Source organism: Vibrio sp. D173a, from assembly GCF_030248475.1.
Map to the genome: position 1 here is coordinate 1 of NZ_JAHGAH010000023.1, position 25,619 is coordinate 25,619.

Here is a 25,619-nt window from a genome sequence, read left to right on the forward strand (position 1 = left end):
CTATCGCAAGCGTCAAGTTCTATCCTTGCGCAAGCGAAACAAGCGCCTAACTCAGCGCTAAGCCTACTAGGTTAATAAACCTAATCGACGTGATACAAAAGCCAGGCTAACCCCTGGCTTTTTGCTTATTCAAATCACGTATTAGGTACACCGTACAGGACGGGAACAAGGAGCTCGTATCGATTAGATGGTCTCTTTAAATACCAATGTTACTGCGATGATGACGCAGCGACACCTCGGTCACGCAGCTGAGCAAAACATAGAATCGCAGCGCAATCTCACTTCGGGGTATCGAATTAACTCCGCCAGTGATGACGCTGCTGGTCTACAGATCTCCAATACTCTTAATGTTCAAACAAGAGGGCTTGATGTTGCCTTAAGAAATGCGCACGACGCATATTCGGTGGCACAAACCGCAGAAGGCGCTTTGCATGAGAGTAGCGATATATTGCAACGCTTACGCTCTCTAGGGCTACAAGCAGCAAATGCCAGCAATGATTCAAGTGACCGGCAAAGTATTCAGTACGAGGTTGTAGCGCTGCAAGATGAGCTAGATCGTGTCGCGATCACGACGACATTTGCAGATAAAAACCTATTTGATGGATCTTACGGTTCACAAAGCTTCCATATTGGCGCGAATGCCAACTCAATCTCTTTGACGCTACGAAACATGCGTAGCCATATTCCAGAGATGGGAGGGCTGCATTATGTTGGTGATGCGGTCGATGAAGACTGGCGAGTCACTAAAGATAATCAAACCCTCAAACTTGAATATCAAGACAGCAAAGGGCAATCTCAAACTGAATCTATTAGGCTCAAACTAGGAGACCGCATCGAGCAAGTTGCCACTTACATCAATGCGCAGCAATCGATAGTGAGTGCCTCAGTAACGGAAAATAATGAGCTGCAATTTTTTGCCTCAACGCTAAATGCGCCAGAAGGAATGGAACTAAAGGGTAGTTTAGCGGATGAGCTTGACGTTACTGCTGGTGGGTTAGTCACCATGGACGATATCGATATGTCGACTGCTGGTGGTGCACAGCTGTCAATTGGGGTGATTGATGCCGCGATTAAGTACGTTGACTCACATCGAAGTGAAATAGGCGGCTTCCAAAACCGGATTAGTGGCACCATGGATAACCTTAACACGGTGAACCGAAGTGTGACCGAATCAAAAGGGCGGATACGAGATACGGACTTTGCGCGAGAATCGACGGAGATGGTGCGTTCACAAGTACTGCAAGATGCAACTACCGCATTGCTAGCCCAAGCGAAGCAGAGACCGAGCTCGGCACTTGGCTTACTTAGTTGAATAGGTTGCAGCGATGAACATCGCTCAAGAACAAAAGTTTCAGGTAATAAAAAACGCTGCCATTGGCAGCGTTTTTTTCGTGTTCGGCTAAGTAAAAATTACTTAGTTACACGTAGAACTGGAGTTTCACCAACAGTTACAGAACCAGAAAGCTTGTTCAGCTCTTTGATTTCGTCCATGTTAGAGATAACAACTGGAGTTAGCGTTGATTTCGCTTTCTCTTCTAGAAGAGCTAGATCGAATTCAATTACAGTGTCGCCAGCTTTAACAGTTTGACCTTCTTCTGCGATACGCTTGAAGCCTTCGCCTTTCAGTTCAACAGTGTCGATACCGAAGTGAACGAATAGCTCAACACCGTCGTCAGACTCGATAGAGAACGCGTGGTTCGTTTCGAAGATCTTACCGATAGTACCGTTTACAGGAGCTACCATTTTGTTACCAGCAGGTTTTATAGCAATACCATCACCAACGATTTTCTCAGCGAAAACAACATCTGGCACATCTTCGATGTTCACGATCTCACCAGATAGTGGTGCGATGATTTCGATTGCACCTGCGTCAGCGCTGTCGTCAGATACTAGCTTCTTAAGTTTGTCAAACAGACCCATTGTGTCATGCTCCTAACGTTTTATTTAATTCTGTCGAATTATAGTATACCAATCTTTCGAGATAGACGACTTTTTTTGAGCGCCTATCTCATTGGAATTAGTTGATTATTGAGTTTTCTCTGCGATGAACTTTTCTACAACTGCTTCGATTTCTGCTGCTGTTGGTAGAGAAAGTGCTTCTTCAGCCATTGCTTTCACTTCTGCGAAGTTAGAGTTACGGATAACTTTCTTCACTTTAGGGATAGAGATGCCGCTCATAGAGAATTCGTCCAGACCCATACCTAGAAGTAGAAGTGTTGCACGCTCATCACCAGCTAGCTCACCACACATACCAGTCCACTTACCTTCAGCGTGAGAAGCGTCGATAACTTGCTTGATCACAGTAAGTACAGCTGGTGATAGTGGGTTGTATAGGTGAGAAATCATCTCGTTACCACGGTCAACCGCTAGTGTGTACTGAGTTAAGTCGTTTGTACCGATAGAGAAGAAAGCAACTTCCTTCGCTAGGTGGTGCGCGATAGCTGCTGCAGCTGGAGTCTCAACCATTACACCGATTTCGATGTTTTCGTCGAATGCATGACCTTCAGCGCGTAGTTCTGCTTTGTACTCTTCGATTGCTTGCTTAAGCTCACGGATTTCTTCAACAGAGATGATCATTGGGAACATGATACGTAGTTTACCGTGTGCAGATGCACGTAGGATACCACGTAGCTGGTCACTTAGGATTTCACGACGATCCAAGCTGATACGTACTGCGCGCCAGCCTAGGAACGGGTTCATCTCTTTTGGAAGATCCATGTAAGGAAGATCTTTGTCGCCGCCGATATCCATAGTACGGATGATCACAGCTTCGCCGTTCATTGCTTCAGCAACTTCTTTGTAAGCTTGGTATTGCTCTTCTTCAGTTGGAAGCGCATCACGGTCCATGAATAGGAATTCAGTACGGTACAGACCAACACCTTCACCACCGTTACGGATGATACCGTCACAGTCTTTAACAGTACCGATGTTACCGCAAACTTCTACGCGGTGACCGTCAGTTGTTTCTGCGTGTAGGTCTTTTAGCTTAGCTAGCTCTTCTTTTTCAGCAAGGAATGCAGCTTTAACTGCTTTTGCTTCTTCTAGTTCAGCGTCAGATGGGTTGATAACGATCTTGTTGTTCATCGCATCAAGAATCAGCATGTCGCCGTTCTTAACTTGCTTAGTGATGTCGTTAGTACCAACGATAGCTGGAAGCTCAAGAGAGCGAGCCATGATTGAAGTGTGAGAAGTACGACCACCGATGTCACAAGCGAAACCAAGAACGTAGTCTAGGTTAATTTGCGCTGTTTCAGATGGTGTTAGGTCGTAAGCTACTAGGATAACTTCTTGATCGATATCGCTTAGAGAAACGATGTTGATACCTAGTGCGTTTTTAACAAAACGAGAACCGATATCACGGATGTCAGTTGCACGTTCTTTCAGGTATTCGTCGTCTAGAGACTCAAGAGCACATGCTTGCTCTTCGATCACTGAGTGAATCGCGTGATCAGCAGTCATCTTGTCGTTTTTGATAAGTGCTAGGATTTCCTCTTCTAGCTCTTCGTCTTCAAGAAGCATGATGTGACCTTCAAAGATCGCTTCTTTTTCTTCGCCAAACGTTTCAAGCGCTTTTTGCTTGATGGTTTCTAGCTGAGCTGCAGATTTGTTACGAGCGTCAAAGAAACGTGCAACTTCTGCTTCTACTTGATCATCAGAAATAGTGTTTGTGTTTAGGACAATTTCATCTTCTTGAAGTAGTAGTGCTTTACCGATTGCAATACCAGGAGATGCTAGGATGCCTGAAATCATAGCCTTACCTTAAGTTGGTCAACTTTATAAAACGGGAGAATAATGGGTGCGCTAACGAATAGTATTAGCTTAGTTTTGAGCCTATTTCCAACGAAGCCATTTTGCTTTCACAAAATGGCTTCTGAAATAGGAGACCGAATTAGTGTAGTTGGTCCATTAGAGCAACTAGGTGGTCAACTGCTTGCTGAGCTTGTGGGCCTTCAGCAGAGATAGTTACTAGAGTACCTTTTACTAGGCCTAGTGTTTGCAGCTTGAATAGGCTCTTAGCGCTAGCGCTTTTACCGTTAGAAGTCACAGTGATGTCCGCGTCGAATGCTTTAGCTTCTTTAACGAACTGTGCAGCTGGACGAGTGTGAAGACCATTTTCTGCTGTGATTTCTACTTGCTTCTCGTACATGTGATATACCCCAATAAATGTATTTTTTTGTTAGTTTATGACTAAGTTTTAGCTTAACTGCTTTACACCTTGTGCGCTAGCACGGGAGAGTTCAAAGCGTGTCAGAACTGATACTAGTCAAAAGTTTGGTGATTACGCAACTGTTTGCGTGCGTAATCACACTGAAACCTTTTTGGTTTAGATTCTTTATTTTGAACCTAAAAATAAAACACCCTGATATTACCAAAGGTGGGGCAGGGATCAACAAAAAAGCCCCTGAACGGGGCTTTTTTAAACGAAAAATTGATTTGACCACATATTACTGTTGGTTCTCTTTCTCGGTAAAGATACCAGCAAATAGCGCTGTACTTAGGTAACGTTCACCAGAGCTTGGTAGAACGGTTACGATAGTTTTTCCTGCAAATTCAGGGAGTTCTGCAAGACGGTTTGCTGCAACAACGGCGGCGCCCGAAGAGATACCTGCTAGGATGCCTTCCTCTTCCATTAGGCGACGAGCCATCTCGATCGCTTCTTCAGAAGTGACTTGCTCAACGCGGTCAAGAAGTTCCAAATCTAGGTTGCCAGGGATGAAACCTGCGCCAATACCTTGGATTTTGTGTGGTGCTGGTTGGATTTCTTCACCTGCTAGCGCTTGTGCAATCACTGGTGATTCAGCTGGCTCTACTGCCACAGAAGTGATGGCTTTGCCTTTTTCGCCTTTGATGTAACGGCTTGTACCTGTGATCGTACCGCCCGTACCCACACCTGCTACGAATACATCGATTTCGCCGTCAGTTGCGTCCCAGATTTCTGGACCAGTCGTCTTTTCGTGAATCTCTGGGTTAGCAGGGTTGTTGAACTGTTGTAGAAGAAGGTATTTGTCTGGGTTGCTTGCAACGATTTCTTCTGCTTTCGCGATCGCGCCTTTCATGCCTTTTGCTGCTTCTGTTAGTTCTAGATTTGCACCTAGTGCTTTAAGAAGTTTACGACGTTCAAGGCTCATAGACTCAGGCATAGTCAGTGTTAGCTTGTAACCGCGAGCTGCTGCTACGAATGCAAGCGCAACACCTGTGTTACCACTTGTTGGTTCAACTAGCTCAACGCCTGGCTTAAGCGTTCCCGCTTTTTCTGCTTCCCAAATCATGTTCGCGCCGATACGACATTTAACACTGAAGCTTGGGTTACGCGCTTCGATTTTCGCTAGAACTTTACCGTTGCTCACTTTGTTTAGGCGAACGAGTGGCGTGTTACCAATGGTAAGAGAGTTGTCTTCGTAGATCTTGCTCATAGTGATGTTCCTTCATTACACGTTTTGTGAATATGGTTAGAAGAATATGCGGTATAAAAAAAAGGGAAAAGGATTAAAAAGTTATATCTTATGAGGTTGGTCGAGAAATGAGCAAAATAAAAGGGAAGGCTGATCCTGCCTTCCCTGAATAGGTTTAAAAGTGGGCTACTGTTGATGTTTAAATTCTGTCACCCACATGGCTGTCGCACCACATACTGCAACTGGCATCACAATGAGGTTAAGAATTGGAATGGTCGTAAAGACAGAAACCAGTACACCGAAGCCGTATGCCTTACCTTGCTTTTGTTTCAATTTGTAACGCATGTCATTGAAAGGCACTTTATGGTTATCAAATGGATAGTCACAGTACTGAATTGCCAACATCCACGCAGTGAAGATGAACCACAAGAAAGGCCCAACGGTTTGGCCTAATGCTGGGATGAGTAGCAGCAAAAATAAACCTATCGCCTTTGGTAACACATATAGCAGCTTGCGCCATTCTCGGGCTATGACTCGAGGCACATCTTTGATCAAAGCTGCAAAGCCATCGTCATTGACTTTTTGTCCAGTGAGGGACTCTTCGACCTTTTCAGCCAACAAACCATTAAATGGTGCGGCGATGAAGTTCGCCAATGTGCTGAAGAAGTAAGAGAAGGTGGCAAGAATGGTCAACACCAAAATTGGCCACAAGATGTAGGTAAGCCATGAGAGGAACTCAGGCAATTTGCCAATCCAACTCTCGATCCAAACATCGAGATGAGAGAATAAATAGAAGATAGCACCACCAACAAGCAAGATGTTGGCAAGCAGTGGCAAGACGACAAAGCGACGTATCTCTGGAGAAAGTGCTATTTGAATTCCATATAGGAAGTAACCGAATCCGGTTCTAGGCTGATTATTCGACTTCATATCCATTTTGCTTCGTGTAAGTGAAAACTCATTGTACCTGTGGATGCTTTTCTTTCAATGCCCTAACAATTTAGGTCTTGTAAAGTGGAATCGTGGCAAGAATCACAACAAAAAGCGGAACTTCTTGCATTAAGTTGTTCTAAACCTACATATAGTTTTGGTAAAGTAAAAGCATCATTCGGATTTATTGCACTTGGGTTGCTGCTCAAGGATGTGCGAGTAGTAAGAACAAGTAGATTGAGAGTAAATAATGCAGGAATTGCGATTCGTACTCATTGTTGTTGGCGCATTAGCCATCGCCGCGTTGCTGTTTCATGGTTTGTGGACAAGCAAAAAAGAAGGCAAAGCAAAATTTGGTAACAAGCCACTTGGCAAGTTGGACGTTGACCAAGAGGATAAAGACACTCCTGAACAAGAGCGCAATTTTGCTCCTGCTCCAGAAGACGATTTTGAAATCATTCGTAAAGATCGCAAAGAGCCAGATTTTGGGATGGAAAATTCATTCGATAACAAATTCTCGTCTGATCCTCTGATCGATGATGTCCTTGAGGCAAAAGAAGACAAAGAGCAGAGAGAAGAGCAAGAGATTCCAGCGTTTGTTGCGACGAAGACGGATGACGAGCAAGTCGAACCTGTACTACAAGAACCTGCGAAGGCTTTTGCTGAAAAAGAAGAAGTCGCAGAAGTTGTGGAAGAAACTCTCCAGCCAGTGTTTGAAGCTCCTTTAGCAGCGCAAACGCCAGAAGAGGAAGTTACACCAGTGGTCGTTGAGCCGGTTGTCGAAGAACCGAAGCCTGAACCAGAAATGCAAGTGATTGTATTGAACGTCCACTGCGCTGGCGACGAGCCTTTTGTGGGCACTCAATTATTCGACAGCATGCAACAAAATGGCCTCATTTATGGCGAGATGAACATTTTCCATCGTCATGTAGATTTGTCTGGTAACGGCAAAGTGCTATTCAGCGTAGCCAATATGATGCAACCAGGTACGCTAGAGCATGGCGACCCAGCAGAATTTAGCACCAAAGGTATTTCGTTCTTCATGACGCTACCTTGCTACGGTGAAGCAGACCAAAACTTCAACCTAATGCTGCGCATTGCGCAACAAATCGCTGACGATATGGGCGGTAACGTTCTGGATGATCAACGAAACTTGATGACACCAGATCGATTAGCATCATATCGACGTCAAATAGTTGAGTTTAATGCTGCTAACGCATAATCTTAACACCAAATAATGAAAGGGCTCCGTTAGGAGCCTTTTTTCTTAGATTCCCAACCTCATTGATGAATATACACGGGGCTTTAATATGTCTGAATCAGTACTTCAGCGACTAGAAGAACTAAAAGAGTCGCTGCATTACCACGCTGTTCGTTACTACGTGGAAGATAACCCAGAGATTCCAGATGCAGAATACGACCGTATGATGCGTGAACTATTGGATATTGAAGCCGAACACCCAGAACTGGTTACTGTTGATTCTCCAAGCCAACGTGTTGGTGGGCAGCCATTGTCTGAATTCAGCCAAGTTACTCACGAAGTGCCAATGCTGTCATTAGACAACGCTTTTGATGATGCAGAGCTAGATGGCTTTCATAAACGAGCTCAAGACCGTGTCGTTGGCCATACCATTAAACAATACTGTTGCGAGCCTAAGCTTGATGGCTTGGCCGTGAGCTTACTGTATGAAAATGGTGTATTGGTGCAAGCTGCGACTCGTGGTGACGGTACGACGGGTGAAAACATCACTGAGAACGTACGAACCATCAGTGCTATTCCATTAAAGTTACAAGGTAAAGACTGGCCGACGCGTCTAGAAGTGCGCGGTGAAGTATTCATGCCAAAAGCCGGTTTTGACAAACTTAACGAGAACGCACGAAAAAAAGGCGAGAAAGTTTTTGTTAACCCACGCAATGCGGCAGCAGGTAGCCTACGTCAATTAGATTCTCGTATCACGGCTTCACGTCCTCTAAGCTTTTATGCATACAGTGTTGGCGTTGTGGAGGGGGCAACTCTTGCTAACAGTCACTACGAACGATTCTTACAAATCAAATCGTGGGGCTTGCCAATGTGTCCAGAAACCAAGCGAGTCGATAGCTTGGAAGAGGTTAAAGCGTACTACCAAGATATTCTTACTCGCCGTGAAGCTTTGGCTTACGAAATTGACGGTGTCGTTATCAAAGTGGACGACATTGCGATTCAAGAGCGTTTAGGTTTTGTTGCTCGTGCTCCTCGTTGGGCGATTGCCTACAAATTCCCGGCTCAGGAAGAAATAACCACACTGAACGAAGTCGAGTTCCAAGTTGGTCGTACTGGCGCGATTACTCCAGTAGCCAAGCTTGAACCAATATTTGTTGGCGGTGTAACGGTCTCTAACGCGACACTTCATAACGCAGACGAGATTGAGCGTTTGCAAGTGATGGTCGGTGACCAAGTTGTTATTCGTCGTGCTGGTGACGTGATTCCACAAGTGGTGTCTGTTATCAAAGAGCGTCGCCCTGAAACGGCTCGTGAAATCCTTTTCCCAGATGCTTGTCCGGTATGTGGCTCTCACGTTGAGCGTATCGAAGGTGAAGCGGTAACACGTTGTACTGGTGGCTTAGTATGTCAGGCACAACGTAAAGAAGCGTTAAAGCATTTTGTTTCCCGCAAAGCGTTAGACGTAGATGGCCTGGGTGACAAGGTGATTGAACAGCTAGTGGATCGTGAGATGGTGGAAACCCCAGCTGATTTATTCAAGCTTTCTGCGGGTGTCTTAACAGTACTAGAGCGTATGGGGCCTAAATCGGCAACCAACGTTGTTAATGCGCTTGAAAAATCAAAACTCACAACGTTGCCACGCTTTTTGTACTCGCTGGGTATTCGTGAAGTCGGGGAGGCGACAGCGGCCAACCTAGCACAATACTTCAAAAACCTAGATGCAATTCAGCAAGCAACAGAAGAGCAATTGATTGAAGTTCAGGACATTGGTGTGATCGTAGCAAAACACATTACGACGTTCTTTGGTGAAGAGAAAAACCAAGCCGTTGTTCAAGACTTGCTAGCACAAGGCATCAACTGGCCAGAGATTGCAGCACCACAAGAAGGTGTTGAATTACCATTGGAAGGCAAGACGGTTGTATTAACTGGCACCCTTTCTCAACTAGGTCGCTCAGAAGCGAAAGAAGCATTACAGAATCTAGGCGCGAAAGTAACGGGTAGTGTATCGAAGAAAACAGACATTTTGTTTGCTGGTGAGAATGCTGGTTCTAAGCTTGCAAAAGCACAAGAGCTAGGTATTGAGATTCAAACTGAACAAGACTTGCTCAACTTAATGAAATAGCGCTTATCAAAAAAGCTAAAAAATAACTAAAAGCCCTAAATGGCAGTCGTTTAGGGCTTTTTCTTTGCAATTAAAAAGTCACCTAATAGCCATCCAATGCGCCTTTTACTGATTTCAGTGATCAGGATCTCTCCTTCAGTTATTCATCTCTCATAGCAAAAAAGTCTGCGATCGACTTCAAATTGAGCGTTGTCGAATCTCTTCAAGTAACTGAATAATAAGGGGCTGGAGTTTGATTGTGTCTTTGGTGTTAAAAATAAGATCTGGATCAACAACTTATATGGAACTTTGGCGTTGGTCATATTTTTTTAGAAAAAAAATAAGTTCCGTTTGGATGTTTTTAGATGCGAAGTTAGTCTTAATGGTGTGGATACACGGTGTGTATGCAGGAACTAAAAATTACTAAATTAGAGATGATTTAGGTTTATTCGGGAATTTACTTCTCCCCTTCGGCGGCCAACTTAAGGTGAGATAGAAAATACAGCTATACCCATTTTTAGGAGTTTTTTTCCATGGACAAATTTTTTAAAGTATCAGCTCTTTCGGCGGCAATGATGGGAGCAGTAGCAGCTGCACCAGCAATGGCTGAAGACCCATTAGGCCCAGAGTACGCTGGCGCAGTTTCAGAGTTTTTCTCTGAGTCGACTATTAGCGGTAACCTTAACTTTTGGATGCGTGCTCGTGACCGTGGTAATGTAGATGCAAATGGTAACGACACCAAAAAGGTAACGAACCTAGACCATGGTTCTATCTTTGCGAACCTAGGCTTCAACTCTGGCTATGTTGGCGGTGTTGCTGGTCTTGATGTTGTTATCTACAGCACATTCGACATGTGGCAAAACGGTGGTGCAGATCACGAAATGAACTTCTGGGGTGTTAATAACCCATACGATAAAAAAGCGAAAGACAGCGCATGTTCTGATGTATGGACTGACTGTACAGACAATGGCGTTTCATTTGCTACAGCGGCAGCGAAGTTCAAACTAGGCGATTCTGCTACTGCGAAACTTGGTTACTTTCAACCATCTGTACCTAGCTCTCTAGGTGTTAACTGGTCATTCGCTCCTGGTACTTACCTAGGTGGTCAAGTTGGCGGAAAAATCGGTGGTTTTGACCTAGGTTTGGTTGTTGCGACTGAATACAAAGCACCGTGGTTTAAAGAAACTTACGAATTCAGAACAACTAAGGGTGAAGACGCAGGAACACTTTACTCTGTAGGTGGTCGTTACACTTTAGATAACGGTATCTCTCTAGATGCGGCATACGGTGGTCTATCTGATGGTGACCGTTGGAACGCTCACTTCAAAGTGAAAGGTACAACAGAAGGTGGTCTATACTGGTCTCCTCAACTGTACATCGTTGATGATAGCGAACAGTACGATAGCACTGCATACCAGCTAGCACTTTTGACAAGCTTCTCTTCTGGTCAATACTCATACCGTGCTGAAGCAACATACACTGGCGCAGACTCTGGTGACCCAGCAAATGTTGGTAACATGGCTTACCGCTTAACTAGCCAATATGGTGGTTCAAACGGTGCATACGAAATCTGGTGGAATAACCGTTCTGACTTTAACCACGATGAAGAGCTAGCGGTATTTGGTTCTGTATCTCGTGACTTCTCTGACATCGGTGGTAAAGGCTTTAGCGCTGGTCTAAGTGGTGCTTACGGCTTCGGTTCATCTGCTCAAGGCTACGATGATCTTACTGAATACGCGTACAGCCTATTTGCAAACTATGCAATTCAAGCTGGTGCGCTAAAAGATGCTAACATTAGCTTCTACTACACCAACTACTACAACGATACAAATGCTCCGAACTGGACGGGTTACACTAACTTGTTCCAAGATGAGGAAGATTTCAAGCTAGCACTAACAATTCCTTTTGCTGTTAAATAATCGAACTGTAAACGCTAGATAGTGTCTAAAAAGCTGGGCAAACGCTCAGCTTTTTTTGTTTCAGAGGCCAGGGAGCTAACTATGAAGAAAGCACTGATTATTCCATTTGTATTATTATCTCTTCAAGCTTGTAGTACTGCACCTAAAACTCCAGCCGAGTATTGGTATGGGCAAGGTGAACGTTTTGGTTCAAATGGCTACCGCTACGACAACGATGTTTTAGCTAACTTAAAAGAAAGTGTTTCTTTTGACGAAGCATCCTACAAGGCGGGCTATGAAGAAGGTAAAGCAGAATTCTGTGATCCTTTCAAAGCATTTGAAAAAGGTATCCAAGGTACTCGTTACACTGACCAATGTGCAGGTCAGCCTCAAGAAGTCATGATCAAAGCGGAATGGCAAAGAGGGTGGGATGCATTTATCGGTTCTGACTTCTACAAGTTCTAAATTTATTCATTTAATGGCCAACGAAGCTTATCAACGTAAAAGTAGATAAACTTCGTTATAACCATTGATAAGGTTATTTATTTAAATGTACCACCGTACATTGTACATAATTCACGTGGCAAATGTTTTACTGTACCATCATCAAATGTGCAATCTACGCCGGCACCGAATACGTGCCCCGCTGAGCTTTGTGCTAAAGAAATTGGAGATGCAAAAATAAAGCACGCGATAAATAAAGCAGCAATCTTTTTCATGGTGAATCCTCCCACTCATTAATACCCAGCTTAGGCTGAATAATTAACTGATCTTTCAATTTAAAGTTAGAATTATTTTATTTCTTTATCGTACTATTTTGATGTTGGCATAAGACTATGGGCATGTAATCGCTAGCCCCATCTGGCAGGTAGCATTGCACGTTAGGTCCTGTCGCGCTGTTGCCACTAGAGTCTGTGTAGGCAAACACACTCGATGAAAACAAGACGACAGCGAATAACATCATTGTCTTTTTCATAGTACTTCCTCTTACTTACCTTAAAAAATATAAGCACCTAATTGACATGCTTATGCGTTAAGTATGTATAGAGACCTAGAAAGATCAAAATTAAATTCAACAGTGTTTTATTTTTTAAAATAAATTTAGATTTCGAAAAAGGAGTTATATTTTTCTATGTATTTGAATTGTTCAATTTTAATAAATGAAAATTGGATGAAAAAGAGAGGATGGTGATAATATTTCTGTTACTTAATTTTTATGGATAATTTAAATAACTCAATGAAATAAAAGAGGTAGTTAGAATAAATATGAAATAGGGTGCTTTGCACCCTATTATTTTGACACAAATCAGCGAGAAACCGGCTTAATCTTGAGAATGATGCCCTCTACAGCCACAATCTCGACTCGAGTTCCTGCCGGTAAGTCGTGCTCTGATTCGGCAGACCAAGTCGTATCGGCAACTCTTAAGCGGTTCATGCCTACAGTGAAGTCTTCTTCCAAAGTGACAATATTGCCGATCAATTGTTTATGCTTTTGATTGAGGTCGCGAGCTTTATCGCTTTTGCGATCCTTCGACCATTGTTTTCGCCACCAAAGCCAAGTTGTCACTAGGCTGAAAGCAGCAAATGCTAACCATTGCATTTGCCAACTAATCGGTAAGAAAGACAGGATAGCACCCACAATTAGTGCAGAGAGGCCGAGCCATAAAAAATAGCCGGCTGTCCCGAGCAATTCAACTGCGAGTAACGCGAGACCAAACGCAATCCAATGCCAAAAGGTGACACCTTCTAATAGGCTAAATAAATCCATAAGCAGACCTTAGTCTTTACTTTGTTTGAACATTTCTGCGATACCCGCGACAGAGCCCATTAGGCCAGTGGCTTCGATTGGCAGCATGATGATCTTGCCGTTTTCAGCTTGGCCAATACTCTTCAATGCTTCGGTGTAACCTTGGGCTATAAAGTAGTTCACGGCTTTTACGTCACCTTTAGCAATTGCCTCCGATACCATGTAAGTTGCCTTTGCTTCTGCTTGTGCGGCGCGCTCACGAGCCTCCGCGTGTAAGATAGCAGATTGCTTTTCACCTTCCGCTTTTAAAATCTCTGACTGTTTTTGGCCTTCGGCACGTAAGATCTCAGCTTGGCGAACCCCTTCAGCTTCGAGAATTTCCGCACGTTTGTTACGCTCTGCTTTCATCTGAGCGTTCATTGCTGCTGTTAGGTCCGCTGGTGGTTGAACATCTTTGATTTCAATACGAGTGACTTTTACGCCCCAAGGGTTGGTTGCTTGGTCGACAATAGAGAGCAGTTTGGTATTGATCATGTCACGTTGGCTAAGCATCTCGTCCAATTCCATTGAGCCAAGTACGGTACGAATGTTAGTGAGGGTTAGGTTACGAATCGCATGTTCTAGGTCGTTAACCTCATAAGCGGCTTTCGCGGCATCGATGACTTGAACAAACCCTACCGCGTCAATGACTACATTGGCGTTGTCTTTCGAAATCACTTCTTGTGCTGGAATGTCGAGTACACGCTCCATCATGTTGACCTTTTGTCCGACACGGTCAACAAAAGGAATGATGAGGTTAAGGCCTGGCTTGAGGGTATGGGTGTAACGACCAAAGCGTTCGACCGTCCAGTTGTTGCCTTGCGGAACGGTTTTTACTGCAGAAGCGAGGAGGATAACGGCTAGAGCAACGAAAATACCGATGGTGATCAATGAGTCAATTGGCATGTGCTATTCCCTTAAGTGCATAATGTTGATTCATTTTTACTCATTTAGGTTGATGAAACAATCGTAGAAGTGAGAGGCTCGATAAATTCCAGACAAAAAAAGGCCGATTTTTCTCGGCCTTTTCTATTCAAACTCTTTAACTTTACGAAGATTTGATTAGTACAAAATCGAGTAAAGTTGACGGCGGTACTTGCTTGCCAATGCGTTACCTTGGCCAAGTGCGCTCAAGATATCCATAAAGACTTTCTTCACTTCACCGTCTTGTGCACCAAGGTTAGCTTTGAGAATGTTCCAAAGCAGCTCAAGTGCTTCTTCATCACGGCCAACTTGGTTATATTGAACTGCAAGCTCACACGCGAGTTCTAAATTATCAGGGTTTGCGGCTAGCTCTTGTTCAAGGCGTTGAAGCTCTGGGCTATCTGCGGCTTGAAGATGTAGATCTAACTTCGCGATCAAACCTTTGTAGTAGTTGTCTTGGTATTCCAGTGGAATCGCACCCAACAGCGTTTGTGCCAATTCAAACTGTTTGGTTTCCAGTAAACAATCTGCCATCGCTAGTTTGACATCACCACGGTTTTGAAGCTCTTCCGATAACGTTTGTAGAATCGCCAAAGCTTGAGCATGTTCACCTTGTTGGAGCAGCTCGCTGGCTTGCTTCAACTGCATTTCATCTTGGCTTGGAAGATGTTTTTGCAGCATTGCCGTAATCGCGTCAATTGGCTGAGGACCACCCAACCCATCGACTGCTTGACCATTCATAAACAATGCGATGGTCGGTAGCACTTGCACGCCGAATTGAGAAGCAAGAGCAGGCTGCTGTTCACAGTTCAATAGAGCAAGGGTGAAAGCGCCGTTGTATTGCTGAGCCAGCATTTGTAATTCAGGAATCACTTGTGCACTTTCTGGTTGAGCACTCGCCCAAAAATGAATCAACACCGGCGTGTTCATTGATCCTTCAAGCGTTTCACGGAAGTTTTGTTCTGTTAACTCAACGATAAATGGGGATTGCATCAGAGTATCCTTGCTTTTTGTTTCTTGTCGTTGATTGTAGATATGGAGTTGATATTTGGGAAATTCAAGCGATAGAAAGGAAAAACGCTGCCGAAGCAGCGTATTCCTGATAGCAAGCGAAAGTGCTATTAAAATTGGCAAGTCCAGCACGGGTTAGAGAGTCTTGTTAGACGTTATCGTTGTGTGCTGGGTGTGGTATCAAAATAGGATGAATATGGTCAACACTACACCCACACTAAGCCAGTTAAGCTGATTTAATGTCATTATTGTCTCGCGAAAATACAAAACAGAAAGGGTGGCGATACCAAATCTAAAGTGAGTATCCACATCGCGTTCAGGCTCGATGGATGAAGATACTAACCTAGAAATTGATTCGAACATTGAGGTTTTCTTAACCTACATGCTCATAATGACATCACATTGTTACGGTAAAATTACATTGTGATAAAAAGTTTTTATGCTGCTTGTCGCAAAATTTTATCAAGAAGACGAGTGGGTAATAGGCGCTTTAAAACGGCAAAGACTTTGGTTGGTGTGGTGATTCTGTAGCGAATCTTTGGCTTATCACTGGTGAGTGCGTGAAGCACGGGCTCAATACAAGATTCAGCAGGAAGCACAAACTTGTTGTTCGACTTGTCGTTATCTAAACGCTGCTTCTGTCCTTCGTAAGCTGCTCTGTGGGCGCTGCTTTCCACATCAATCCACTGCTCAAACGCCTTTAAGGCATTCTGTCTAAACTGGGTCTCTATCGGCCCTGGTTCGATCAATGCTACCTTGATGTTGGTGTCCATCAATTCCAAACGTAGGGTGTCTGTCCAGCCTTCTAGCGCGAACTTTGAGGCGTTATAGGCACCACGATACTTCATAGCGGCAAAGCCAAGTACGGAACTGTTTTGGATGATGCGCCCTTCACCTTGTTTACGCATGTGCGGTAGCACTTCTCTTACGAGTTGGTGCCAGCCGAAGAAGTTGGTTTGAAATTGCGCTTGAAGGGCAACTGTCGGCAAATCTTCCAAAGCACCTGGTTGGCCGTAAGCGCCATTGTTGAAGACGGCATAAAGTTTACCCTCAGCCAACTCGAGCGCTTGTGCGACACCGGACGAAATACTCTCAGGATCATTCAGGTCCAGCTTAATACACGTTAAGCCCTCGTTGGTTAGGCGTTCAATGTCTTGGTCTTGTCGGCAGGAAGCAATGACGTGAAAGCATTCCTTCTGCAAAGCGTGGGCACATACGTAACCGATACCGGTAGAGCATCCGGTGATAAGAACAGACTTTTTCATAGTTTAGGGATCACTGAGAGTTCGTGAGCCTTATGATTCAACAACTTCTATCTTGAAGCAAGTTCTTGAGTGCAGGCTCCACTCGGGAGTAACTGAATTTAAAGCCAAGCTCGGTAAGCTTTTTCGGTTTTGCGCGTATGCTATCAAATAGCAGGCAAGAGGATTCCCCCATTGCCACGTTCATCACCCATTTCGGGGTGAACAAAATATGCGGACGCTTAAGAGTCTTGGCCAATGTGCCACTAAAAATTTTGTTGCTAACTGGGTGTGGAGCGCACAAGTTGAATTCGCCATGCGCATGCGGCGTTTCGAGTAAGTACATGATGGCGCGAACCATATCCAAGATATGAATCCAAGGCATGTACTGTCTACCGCTGCCTAGCGGGCCACCTAAGCCCAGTTTATAAGGCAGCAGCATCTTGGCGAGAGCACCACCATTAGGGCCAAGAACAACCCCAGTTCGTAATAGGCACACACGTGTCTGCTCCGATTCTGCTCGTTTGGCTATTTGCTCCCATCGAGCACACACAGAATGGGCGAAGGCCTCACTGTTTACGTGTAGACATTCATCAAAGGGATGGTCTTGTTGATCGCCGTAATAGCCAACCGCAGAGCCGCTTATGAATACTGAAGGGGGCTCGGTACTGGCGTGGATCAGTTCAACAATGCGCTCGGTCACTTTCCAGCGACTGTTGCAGATTATCTCTTTTTGTTCCTGACTCCAGCGTTTGTCTGCGATGGGCTCACCTGCAAGGTTGATTACTGCGTCAACATCGTTGAGATCTTCCAGTGAATCGAGGGAATCAAGGTATTCAGTATTACCGACATCGGCATGCTGAAGTCGCTGTTTTGCCTGCGCGGGGGTGCGCGTCAGCAAAATGACTTGATGAGTGGTGAGCATTTTGAGTAGCTCAGAACCAATAAAGCCTGTTCCGCCAGTCAGTAGTATCTTCATGTCGTCCCTTTGAGTGTGAAACCATTCAGACATTATAGTCGTTAACCGTCTTGCATGATCATATCAATGACTTGCAATGTCGATTTTATTATTAGTTCCTAACGAGTTAGAAGTGTTTTCTTCCCAAGCGGTGCGAAGTTCACAGTTTGAACAAGTGTAACAAAATGTTATCAGGCTTTGAGTGTTGCTCACTCTTAGCACAGAGAAACTGTGCCATGCTGATTTTAAAAGAAGAAGGCACTCGGGTAGGAGGTGTGTATGGAAGCATTTATGGCTTAGTTGTGCCATTGCATATCTGCAATCTGAGGCTTATTCTTTGAGAATTAAAGAATAATTGAGGATGTCATGTCATGCCGCTAGTTGCTTGTCCTGTTTGTGAAAAACAAATTTCAAAACGAGCTCATACTTGCCCCGGATGTGGTGAGCCTGATCCGCTCAACCATTTAGCGAAGTCGAAGTTTCTATCGTTCATTTTTTGGATCGTTGTTTTAGCTGGTGTTGGCTATGTCGCTTGGTTCTATCTAGTGCCAATGCTGGTGGAAATGCTACGCAGCCATTAATAGGTACTTAGGTTGAGCTTCTATAAGAATGCCGTAGAATAGCCTCATATTTTTTGAGGAGACGATGTCGTGAAACTATTTTTTGCCTCAGACTTGCACGGCTCTTTGCCAGCAACCGAAGAAACTATTCAGCTTTACTTGGCCTCTGGTGCCGATCATCTCATCTTGTTGGGGGATACGCTAAACCATGGGCCAAGAAACCCTATCCCAGAAGGTTACAACCCACCGCAAGTCGCTGATTTACTGAACCAATACAGCGATCAGATTATTTCTGTACGTGGTAACTGTGACAGCGAAGTTGACCAAATGCTGTTGAGTTTCCCGATGATGATGGATTATGCGTGGATACTACTCGAATCTGGTAAGCGCATGTTCCTTACTCATGGGCACTTGTACAACAGTGCAAAACGTCCACCACTGCGTGAAGGTGACATCATTGCTCATGGTCATACTCATGTGCCTGTTGCCGAAATGCAGGATGGGGCAGTGATCTTCAACCCTGGTTCGATGACTTTCCCAAGAAATGGTTTGTCGCGTAGCTATGGTCTAATGGAAGGCAACACACTCAAGGTGCAAACCCCGGAAGGTGAAGTGTTGGCTCAAACCACGATCTAATCAACGAGTCATAGAGCACATAAGATATCAAACAATAGGGAGCCACTGGCTCCCTATTTTGTATCTGAATGGCCTAAATCACGCTCTGGGTCGATGATGTCCCTTACTCGTTGTTTAAGGACCTTAGCCTCAGGAAAACCGCTGTCTTTTTTACGCTCCCAAATCCGCGTGCCGTTGCAGAAAATCTCAAAACGACCGCCTGTGTCAGGGTGCAAGCTGACGGTTTCAATTTCTTCACTGAGCGTATGAAGCAGCTCTTGCGATAGCCAAGTAGAGCGCAACATCCAATTGCACTGGCGACAGTAGTAAATGTCTATAATGGCTTTATCCATTTCTCATTTCCTTTCTCTAAAGACTAAAGTAGCAGTTTGATGCCGACTGCAAAGGTGAGGAGCTCAAACGCAATCTTGATAACGCGATTGCTGTATCGAGTTGCTGCCCACGCGCCTAAACTGCCACCTAAAAATGAACTCAATAACAGCACGGGTAGCCATGCCCAATGAATCGGAGCGCCTGCTTGTACGACGGCAACACCACCAATACCATTCCAAAACAGACCGACACAGATCATGGTGTAAGCCACTGCTTGTTTGTAATCGTAACCAAACCAGCGCACGAGGAATAGCGTCACGAGGAGACCTGAACCTGCAGTTAGCGAACCATTCACGTCGCCTATCAGCATCAATCCTAATCCGCCGATGATCCAACCCAATGTGTCTCGATGGATCGCAAGCTCGACTTGGCCAAGTTCTTTTTTAAAGAGGGAATAGATGCCGAGAGCAAGGATCATCGCGCCGAGCATTTTCTCTGCGATATCGTCAGATATTTGGACAATCAGATTTGCACCAATCACGACACCAATACTGCCGACTAGAATCAGATAAAGCGCGATCTTCGGTTTTATTGTGCCGGCTTTGAGGTGCGTGCTTGCAGCGCCAAGCCCCAGCGCGACGGAAGCCACTTTGTGTGTTCCAAGAGCGACAGAAAAGGGTAAGCCGAGAAAGATCAATAATGGAAATTGCAATAATCCTGCACCGCCGCCAGAGAGAGAAGCGAGTGTATTTGCAACGAGGGAACCGAAGAAGAGAGTGAGAGTATCTAGCCAATCCATGCGAAAAATAAAGGGGCCATCTTGGCCCCTTATCATTGAATCAAAATCAGTTTCTAAACAGTACCGTAGAACCGTGGTTCAGGCTAGTCAGTAGTAGTGTTTTTTCGTTGACTACATCAATACGGCGACTTTGTTCTGCATCCAACTTAAAGATTTGTGTGATGAGACGAAGCTGTGACTCAGAGAAGTCTTTCGATTGCGATGCTGAGATATCTTTGAATTCAGAAGGCGAAACCAGCAAGTAGTTATCACTTACTTCCCAGCGACCTTTCTCAGAGATATTGATGGTTGATTCAGTATTTGAGCCTTGAGCAAACAATTGAATGTTCGCCACACGAATGTACTCACCGTTAGGTAAGTATTTCACATTCGACTCAACATTAACTTTGCGTAGTGGGCCAACTGTATCGTCTGGCAGAGTGTCGGTGATGAGTGTCACCATGGTTGACTGCCATTCGTTTGAAGTCAGAACCTGTTCCACTTTTAGGTCACTGCCCCAATATAGCCAGCCACTAAAAAGGATGGATACGGCCAAAACCGCAGATGCTATTTTAATCTTCATTTCAGCCTCCCTTAGTTGCAGATGTCGGTTGGGTCATTACGACCAGCGAAAATACGCAGCGTGACATTCTCGTATGAATGATCGCTATCGTGGATATAGTTCAGAATCAGTTGGTTGTTTTGACCACCTGTCGCGATGACTTCGACTGGTGAAGATTCCGCGGCGTGGTGTTCGACATAACGTTGGATACATTGCTCAATGGAAGGCAACCAATTATTTAATTGAGGGTGGTTAATTGGCGTCATTACTGGCACATTATGGTATTCACCAATTTGACGGAATTGAGATTCTGCTGGCTTAGTCAACATCAGTACACAAACTGGCAGCAGCAAAGCAACGACAACCAAAATACGGAATAGCCAGTTCGCGTTCTTCTGCGCTGGTGTTGGCTTCGGCTTTTCTACTGGAGCGGCGGCTTCTGGAGCGATGTCTGCTTGCGTTTCTGTGGTAGCTTCGGCAAATTGCTCTAAATCAACCACTGGCGCTTCGTTCTCTTCTTCTTGATCATCAATATCAGGGATAGAGTCAGAAGAAAGCGGGCTTAAACGCTCAACAGAGCAAATAAGTTGGTAGCCGCGTTTTGGCACGGTTTTAACGAATTCTGGTGATTTTGTTGAATCCTTCAACATTTTACGCAGTGTAGAGATCGCTTGAGTTAAGCTTGAGTCATCCACCTCAAAGCCTTGTTCACGCCAAACGAACTCATGCAGTTCGTTACGTGTTATCACTTCGTTAGGTCTCTCTGCCAACATGAGGAGAATACGGCTTTCGTTGCTGCCTAATCGTACAACTTCGTTGCCATTTTGTTGGTCAGCGAGCGAATTACTATTTGGGTCAAAGACGAATCTTTGAGCAAGCAGAAATTTGGTGCCGATGTTAGTCATTTAGTTCTTCTTAGATGGATGATTCTGTAATTATAGTGATTTGCGTCACATAACAAGGCGTGCGCAAAAGGACATGTGCCACGTTTTAGATGCTTTTAGACACGTAGGATAATTAAAATTTTCTAAAAAAACACCGTTTTTAGCAATATTGACCTTGAATTTACATTTGTCAGCCACATGTTAAATGACATCTTAGTAATGCCGCTTTTATGAAGCGGCGGTTAGGGCTTTGTCATTAAAAGTCTAATTAGTTTAGATGTTATGGAGCAAACATGAGCGAAACCGTATCTCACAACAAAGAAACTCGTGGCTTTCAATCGGAAGTAAAACAACTACTTCATCTGATGATTCACTCTCTTTATTCCAACAAAGAGATTTTTCTACGAGAGCTGATCTCAAACGCGTCCGACGCATCAGATAAACTTCGTTTCCAAGCGCTATCTAACCCAGATTTATATGAGGGCAACGCTGACTTAGGCGTGAAGCTTGCGTTCGATGAAAGCGCGAACACATTAACAATCTCTGACAACGGCATCGGTATGAGCCGTGATGATGTGATTGAACACCTAGGTACCATCGCGAAATCAGGGACTGCAGAATTTTTCTCTAAGCTGTCAGATGATCAGAGCAAAGATTCTCAACTTATCGGTCAGTTTGGTGTGGGTTTCTACTCAGCATTTATTGTTGCAGATGCGGTGACTGTGTGCACTCGCGCGGCTGGTCTCGCTGCTGATGAGGCGGTGCAATGGCAGTCTGCTGGCGAAGGTGACTACACCGTTGAGACCATTACCAAAGATTCTCGAGGTACGGACATCGTGCTTCACATGCGTGAAGAAGGTAAAGAGTTCCTAAACGAATGGCGTCTACGCGATGTGATCAGCAAATACTCTGACCATATCGGTATCCCTGTTTCTATCCAAACTTCGGTTCGTGATGATGAAGGCAAAGAAACGGGTGAGAAGAAGTGGGAGCAGATCAACAAAGCTCAAGCACTTTGGACGCGCAATAAGTCAGAGCTCTCTGAAGAAGAGTACCAAGAGTTCTACAAGCACGTTTCTCACGATTTTGCAGATCCTCTTACGTGGAGCCACAACCGCGTAGAAGGTAAGAACGACTACACCAGTCTGCTTTACATCCCAGCGAAAGCACCTTGGGATATGATGAACCGCGATCATAAATCGGGTCTGAAACTGTACGTACAGCGCGTGTTCATCATGGATGACGCTGAGCAGTTTATGCCTTCTTACATGCGCTTCGTGCGTGGCCTGATCGATTCAAACGATCTGCCTTTGAACGTATCACGTGAAATCCTACAAGATAACAAAGTCACTCAGTCATTACGTAATGCTTGTACCAAGCGTGTGCTTACTATGCTAGACCGCATGGCAAAGAATGATACAGAGAAATACCAATCATTCTGGAAAGAGTTCGGCCTTGTGATGAAGGAAGGTGTTGCAGAAGACATGGCAAACAAAGAGAAAGTTGCTGGTCTATTGCGTTTCGCATCTACTGAAGTGGACTCCGCAGAACAAACCGTTGGTTTGGCTTCTTATGTTGAACGTATGAAAGAAGGTCAAGACAAGATCTACTTCCTAACGGCAGACAGTTACGCTGCGGCGAAGAACAGCCCACACCTAGAGCAATTCAGAGCGAAAGGCATCGAAGTTATTTTGATGTTCGATCGAATTGACGAGTGGTTGATGAACTACCTAACAGAGTTTGATGGTAAGCAGTTCCAGTCGATCACGAAAGCGGGCTTAGACCTAAGCAAGTTTGAAGACGAAGCGGAAAAAGAAAAACAGAAAGAAACGGAAGAAGAGTTTAAGTCTGTTGTTGAACGCACTCAGTCTTACCTTGGTGACCGTGTGAAAGAAGTTCGCACCACCTTTAAACTGGCAACAACACCCGCTGTTGTCGTGACGGATGATTTCGAAATGGGCACGCAGATGGCGAAGCTTCTTGAAGCGGCTGGCCAAGCGGTACCAGAAGTGAAATACATCTTCGAAATTAACCCAGAGCATGCACTAGTAAAACGCATGGCGGATGAAGCGGACGAAGAAGTGTTTGGTCGCTGGGTTGAGGTGTTACTGGGCCAAGCGATGCTCGCTGAGCGTGGTTCGATGGAAGATCCTTCGCAATTCGTTGGTGCCATCAACAAGCTTTTGACTAAGGTTTAATAACTCAATACCCCTAAAAAGCTCGCGAAATGCGAGCTTTTTGTTTGTAAACGCATAGATTCACACTTTAAGTGTTGAGTTAGTAATCAACAAGACGGGAAAGCTGGCATCGCTAACATTCTTTAGTCTTAATCTGCTCATAGCGTAGTGAACCTGTGTTAGAATCTCAACACTTGAATGTGAGTAATAAGGCGTGTATTTTGGCTCGCCTAAACGTTATACCGAAACTTATCGTTGCCAGTGCTTCGTGGGGTTATTCCTAGAAGTCCAGCTATTGTGAGCTTCGGTATAAATCTTAAATATTAAAGAGGATAAATCATGCGCATCATTCTTCTAGGTGCTCCAGGTGCAGGTAAAGGCACACAAGCAAACTTCATCATGGATAAATACGGTATTCCACAAATCTCTACTGGTGATATGCTTCGTGCTGCTATCAAAGCAGGTACAGAGCTTGGTAAACAAGCTAAAGCTGTTATCGACGCTGGTCAGCTAGTTTCTGATGAGATCATCCTTGGTCTAATCAAAGAGCGTATTGCTCAAGACGATTGCGAAAAAGGTTTCCTACTTGATGGTTTCCCTCGTACTATCCCTCAAGCTGACGGCCTAAAAGAGATGGGCGTTGACGTTGATTACGTAATCGAATTTGACGTAGCTGACGATGTGATTGTTGAGCGTATGGCTGGTCGTCGTGCTCACCTTCCTTCAGGTCGTACTTACCACGTTGTTTACAACCCACCAAAAGTGGAAGGTAAAGATGACGTAACTGGCGAAGATCTTGTTGTTCGTGATGACGACAAAGAAGAAACAGTACGTGCACGTCTAGGTGTTTACCACGAGCAAACAGCACCACTTATCAACTACTACGGTAAAGAAGCTGAAGCTGGTAACACTAAGTACCTTAAATTCGACGGCACTAAGCAAGTTGCAGAAGTAAGCGCAGATATTGAGAAAGCACTAGCATAATTAGCTAACGGCAAAATTTAATATTTTGATATATTTAAAAGCGACCCTCGGGTCGCTTTTTTATTTTTGCCTGTAAGTACGATGAACCATCTGGTTTGCTCCACCGTAAAAAGCAAGCCGTTCACCATGAGTAGGATATTATGAAAAACAACAATAATAAACAGGGTGTGTTATTGGTTAACTTAGGTACGCCTGATGAGCCAACTGCACCAGCAGTAAAACGCTTTTTAAGTCAGTTTCTTCATGATCATCGTGTTGTTGATATGACGCGTTGGCTTTGGTGTCCGATTCTTCACGGTGTCATCTTGCCAATTCGCTCGCCGAAAGTCGCTAAGCTGTATCAGTCCGTCTGGATGGAAGAGGGATCTCCTCTGATGGTTTACTCAAAACGACAAGCTCACAAGTTAGCTGTAGCACTCGATATGCCAGTTGAACTGGGTATGACTTACGGTAATCCAAGCTTACAATCTGGTTTTGAAGCGCTGATTGCACAAGGCGTAGAGGAAGTGATTGTATTACCGCTTTACCCGCAATACTCGAGTACAACGACGGCCGCAGTCTCAGACGGTATGACGAAGGCATTCAAAAAGATGCCAGTAATGCCTGAGTTCAGCTTTATTCGTGATTACCACAACCATCCCTTATACATTGCAGCACTTGCGCAATCGGTTCGTGACCATTGGGCAGAGCATGGTCAAGGCGATTACCTACTTTGCTCTTACCATGGTATCCCTAAGCGTTATGCAGACAATGGTGATATTTATCCTAAGCATTGTGAAGAGACGACTCGCTTGCTTGGTGAAGCGCTGGGTTTGAGTGAAGCACAAATTGGAATGACATATCAATCACGTTTTGGTCGTGAAGAATGGCTACAGCCATACACGGATAAGACGCTGGAAGTATTACCAAGCCAAGGTAAGAAGAAACTTATCGTGATTACGCCAGCTTTCTCATCAGATTGTTTGGAAACATTGGAAGAAATCTCAGAAGAGTGCCGAGAGATTTACCTAGAAGCCGGTGGTGAGAGCTTTAGTTACATCCCTTGCTTGAATGACAATGATGAGCACATCGAGATGATGGTTGAGCTCGTTCGCTCTAAGCTTTAAAGCGAAACTTGTATCCATTTCCAAGTTAGTTTAGGTTGTGGAAAACAAAAAGGGTCGCAATCGCGACCCTTTGTTTTTATTTGCACTTTATGTACCTTCATACCAACGCTTACCTGTACGCATTTGCGCAGGAATTGGGTCGATAAAACGGTCGGTAATACCGTTGATGTTCCAACC

The 25,619-nt window shown here is 44.6% G+C and carries 25 protein-coding genes; 10 read left to right on the forward strand and 15 right to left on the reverse strand.

All coding sequences use genetic code 11. The features are described from left to right. The first annotated feature begins 187 nt into the window (after window positions 1-187). Window positions 188-1,312 carry a flagellin gene (locus KIV40_RS03665; RefSeq protein WP_134978063.1) on the forward strand — a complete coding sequence of 375 codons (1,125 nt, stop codon included), beginning with the start codon at window positions 188-190 and terminating at the stop codon, window positions 1,310-1,312. A gap of 98 nt (window positions 1,313-1,410) precedes the next feature. Here the strand turns inward: KIV40_RS03665 and crr are convergent, their stop codons facing one another. From crr to cysZ, 5 genes are all read right to left on the reverse strand, one after another. Continuing rightward, window positions 1,411-1,920, reverse strand: a complete 510-nt coding sequence (gene crr / locus KIV40_RS03670) for a PTS glucose transporter subunit IIA (RefSeq protein ID WP_005425608.1) — start codon at window positions 1,918-1,920, stop codon at window positions 1,411-1,413. Window positions 1,921-2,025: 105 nt separating this feature from the next. After that, complete coding sequence (ptsI, locus tag KIV40_RS03675) at window positions 2,026-3,750, reverse strand: phosphoenolpyruvate-protein phosphotransferase PtsI (protein WP_285347974.1); 1,725 nt, start codon at window positions 3,748-3,750, stop codon at window positions 2,026-2,028. Between the two features lie 139 nt (window positions 3,751-3,889). After that, entirely contained in the window at window positions 3,890-4,147 is a 258-nt protein-coding gene (locus KIV40_RS03680; protein WP_005436894.1) for an HPr family phosphocarrier protein, read from the reverse strand. Between the two features lie 298 nt (window positions 4,148-4,445). Further along, complete coding sequence (cysK, locus tag KIV40_RS03685; protein ID WP_005534670.1) at window positions 4,446-5,414, reverse strand: cysteine synthase A; 969 nt, start codon at window positions 5,412-5,414, stop codon at window positions 4,446-4,448. Between the two features lie 165 nt (window positions 5,415-5,579). Beyond that, window positions 5,580-6,323 carry a sulfate transporter CysZ gene (gene cysZ / locus KIV40_RS03690; RefSeq protein ID WP_005534666.1) on the reverse strand — a complete coding sequence of 248 codons (744 nt, stop codon included), beginning with the start codon at window positions 6,321-6,323 and terminating at the stop codon, window positions 5,580-5,582. A gap of 250 nt (window positions 6,324-6,573) precedes the next feature. Between cysZ and zipA the strand changes: the two genes are divergently transcribed. The 4 genes from zipA to KIV40_RS03710 all read left to right on the forward strand — a co-directional run bounded on the left by zipA (window position 6,574) and on the right by KIV40_RS03710 (window position 11,988). Then, complete coding sequence (gene zipA / locus KIV40_RS03695; protein ID WP_134978064.1) at window positions 6,574-7,545, forward strand: cell division protein ZipA; 972 nt, start codon at window positions 6,574-6,576, stop codon at window positions 7,543-7,545. 88 nt (window positions 7,546-7,633) lie between these two features. Beyond that, window positions 7,634-9,646 carry an NAD-dependent DNA ligase LigA gene (ligA, locus tag KIV40_RS03700; protein ID WP_134978065.1) on the forward strand — a complete coding sequence of 671 codons (2,013 nt, stop codon included), beginning with the start codon at window positions 7,634-7,636 and terminating at the stop codon, window positions 9,644-9,646. Between the two features lie 512 nt (window positions 9,647-10,158). Then, a complete protein-coding gene (locus KIV40_RS03705; protein ID WP_012127239.1) occupies window positions 10,159-11,544 on the forward strand; it encodes a hypothetical protein in 1,386 nt (461 codons plus the stop codon). An 81-nt stretch (window positions 11,545-11,625) separates the two neighbouring features. Further along, window positions 11,626-11,988, forward strand: a complete 363-nt coding sequence (locus KIV40_RS03710; RefSeq protein WP_228175532.1) for a DUF2799 domain-containing protein — start codon at window positions 11,626-11,628, stop codon at window positions 11,986-11,988. Window positions 11,989-12,065: 77 nt separating this feature from the next. Here the strand turns inward: KIV40_RS03710 and KIV40_RS03715 are convergent, their stop codons facing one another. The 6 genes from KIV40_RS03715 to KIV40_RS03740 form a co-directional block, all read right to left on the reverse strand. After that, a complete protein-coding gene (locus KIV40_RS03715) occupies window positions 12,066-12,242 on the reverse strand; it encodes a hypothetical protein (protein WP_005534657.1) in 177 nt (58 codons plus the stop codon). A gap of 587 nt (window positions 12,243-12,829) precedes the next feature. Beyond that, window positions 12,830-13,291 (reverse strand): NfeD family protein, encoded by a 462-nt coding sequence (locus KIV40_RS03720; RefSeq protein WP_005425424.1) that lies wholly within the window; start codon window positions 13,289-13,291, stop codon window positions 12,830-12,832. A gap of 9 nt (window positions 13,292-13,300) precedes the next feature. Then, window positions 13,301-14,215 (reverse strand): SPFH domain-containing protein, encoded by a 915-nt coding sequence (locus KIV40_RS03725; RefSeq protein ID WP_005425470.1) that lies wholly within the window; start codon window positions 14,213-14,215, stop codon window positions 13,301-13,303. Between the two features lie 156 nt (window positions 14,216-14,371). Beyond that, the gene (locus KIV40_RS03730) at window positions 14,372-15,226 is read right to left on the reverse strand and encodes a co-chaperone YbbN (RefSeq protein ID WP_285347975.1); all 855 of its coding nucleotides are present in this window, start codon (window positions 15,224-15,226) and stop codon (window positions 14,372-14,374) included. A gap of 455 nt (window positions 15,227-15,681) precedes the next feature. Continuing rightward, window positions 15,682-16,509, reverse strand: coding sequence for an SDR family oxidoreductase (locus KIV40_RS03735; RefSeq protein WP_012127243.1), 828 nt, complete (start codon window positions 16,507-16,509; stop codon window positions 15,682-15,684). A 37-nt stretch (window positions 16,510-16,546) separates the two neighbouring features. Further along, a complete protein-coding gene (locus tag KIV40_RS03740; RefSeq protein ID WP_285347976.1) occupies window positions 16,547-17,464 on the reverse strand; it encodes a TIGR01777 family oxidoreductase in 918 nt (305 codons plus the stop codon). Between the two features lie 350 nt (window positions 17,465-17,814). Here KIV40_RS03740 and KIV40_RS03745 point away from each other — a divergent pair, with 350 nt between their 5' ends. Both KIV40_RS03745 and yfcE read left to right on the forward strand, forming a co-directional pair. Further along, the gene (locus KIV40_RS03745) at window positions 17,815-18,024 is read left to right on the forward strand and encodes a hypothetical protein (RefSeq protein ID WP_005425482.1); all 210 of its coding nucleotides are present in this window, start codon (window positions 17,815-17,817) and stop codon (window positions 18,022-18,024) included. A gap of 69 nt (window positions 18,025-18,093) precedes the next feature. After that, a complete protein-coding gene (gene yfcE / locus KIV40_RS03750) occupies window positions 18,094-18,639 on the forward strand; it encodes a phosphodiesterase (RefSeq protein ID WP_012127245.1) in 546 nt (181 codons plus the stop codon). A 53-nt stretch (window positions 18,640-18,692) separates the two neighbouring features. Here the strand turns inward: yfcE and KIV40_RS03755 are convergent, their stop codons facing one another. The 4 genes from KIV40_RS03755 to KIV40_RS03770 are packed head-to-tail and all read right to left on the reverse strand — an operon-like array spanning window position 18,693 to window position 21,196. Then, window positions 18,693-18,971 (reverse strand): SelT/SelW/SelH family protein, encoded by a 279-nt coding sequence (locus KIV40_RS03755; protein ID WP_285347977.1) that lies wholly within the window; start codon window positions 18,969-18,971, stop codon window positions 18,693-18,695. 23 nt (window positions 18,972-18,994) lie between these two features. Beyond that, window positions 18,995-19,750 carry a sulfite exporter TauE/SafE family protein gene (locus tag KIV40_RS03760; RefSeq protein ID WP_285347978.1) on the reverse strand — a complete coding sequence of 252 codons (756 nt, stop codon included), beginning with the start codon at window positions 19,748-19,750 and terminating at the stop codon, window positions 18,995-18,997. A gap of 46 nt (window positions 19,751-19,796) precedes the next feature. Then, a complete protein-coding gene (gene toxS / locus KIV40_RS03765; RefSeq protein WP_005534641.1) occupies window positions 19,797-20,312 on the reverse strand; it encodes a transmembrane regulator ToxS in 516 nt (171 codons plus the stop codon). Window positions 20,313-20,323: 11 nt separating this feature from the next. Further along, a complete protein-coding gene (locus KIV40_RS03770) occupies window positions 20,324-21,196 on the reverse strand; it encodes a transcriptional regulator (protein WP_012127248.1) in 873 nt (290 codons plus the stop codon). A 272-nt stretch (window positions 21,197-21,468) separates the two neighbouring features. Here KIV40_RS03770 and htpG point away from each other — a divergent pair, with 272 nt between their 5' ends. The 3 genes from htpG to hemH all read left to right on the forward strand — a co-directional run bounded on the left by htpG (window position 21,469) and on the right by hemH (window position 25,442). Continuing rightward, window positions 21,469-23,373: a molecular chaperone HtpG gene (gene htpG / locus KIV40_RS03775; RefSeq protein WP_285347979.1), complete on the forward strand. Its 1,905-nt coding sequence runs from the start codon at window positions 21,469-21,471 to the stop codon at window positions 23,371-23,373. A 318-nt stretch (window positions 23,374-23,691) separates the two neighbouring features. After that, window positions 23,692-24,336, forward strand: coding sequence for an adenylate kinase (adk, locus tag KIV40_RS03780; protein ID WP_005425498.1), 645 nt, complete (start codon window positions 23,692-23,694; stop codon window positions 24,334-24,336). Window positions 24,337-24,476: 140 nt separating this feature from the next. Then, window positions 24,477-25,442, forward strand: coding sequence for a ferrochelatase (hemH, locus tag KIV40_RS03785; protein WP_012127250.1), 966 nt, complete (start codon window positions 24,477-24,479; stop codon window positions 25,440-25,442). The last annotated feature ends 177 nt before the right edge of the window (window positions 25,443-25,619 follow it).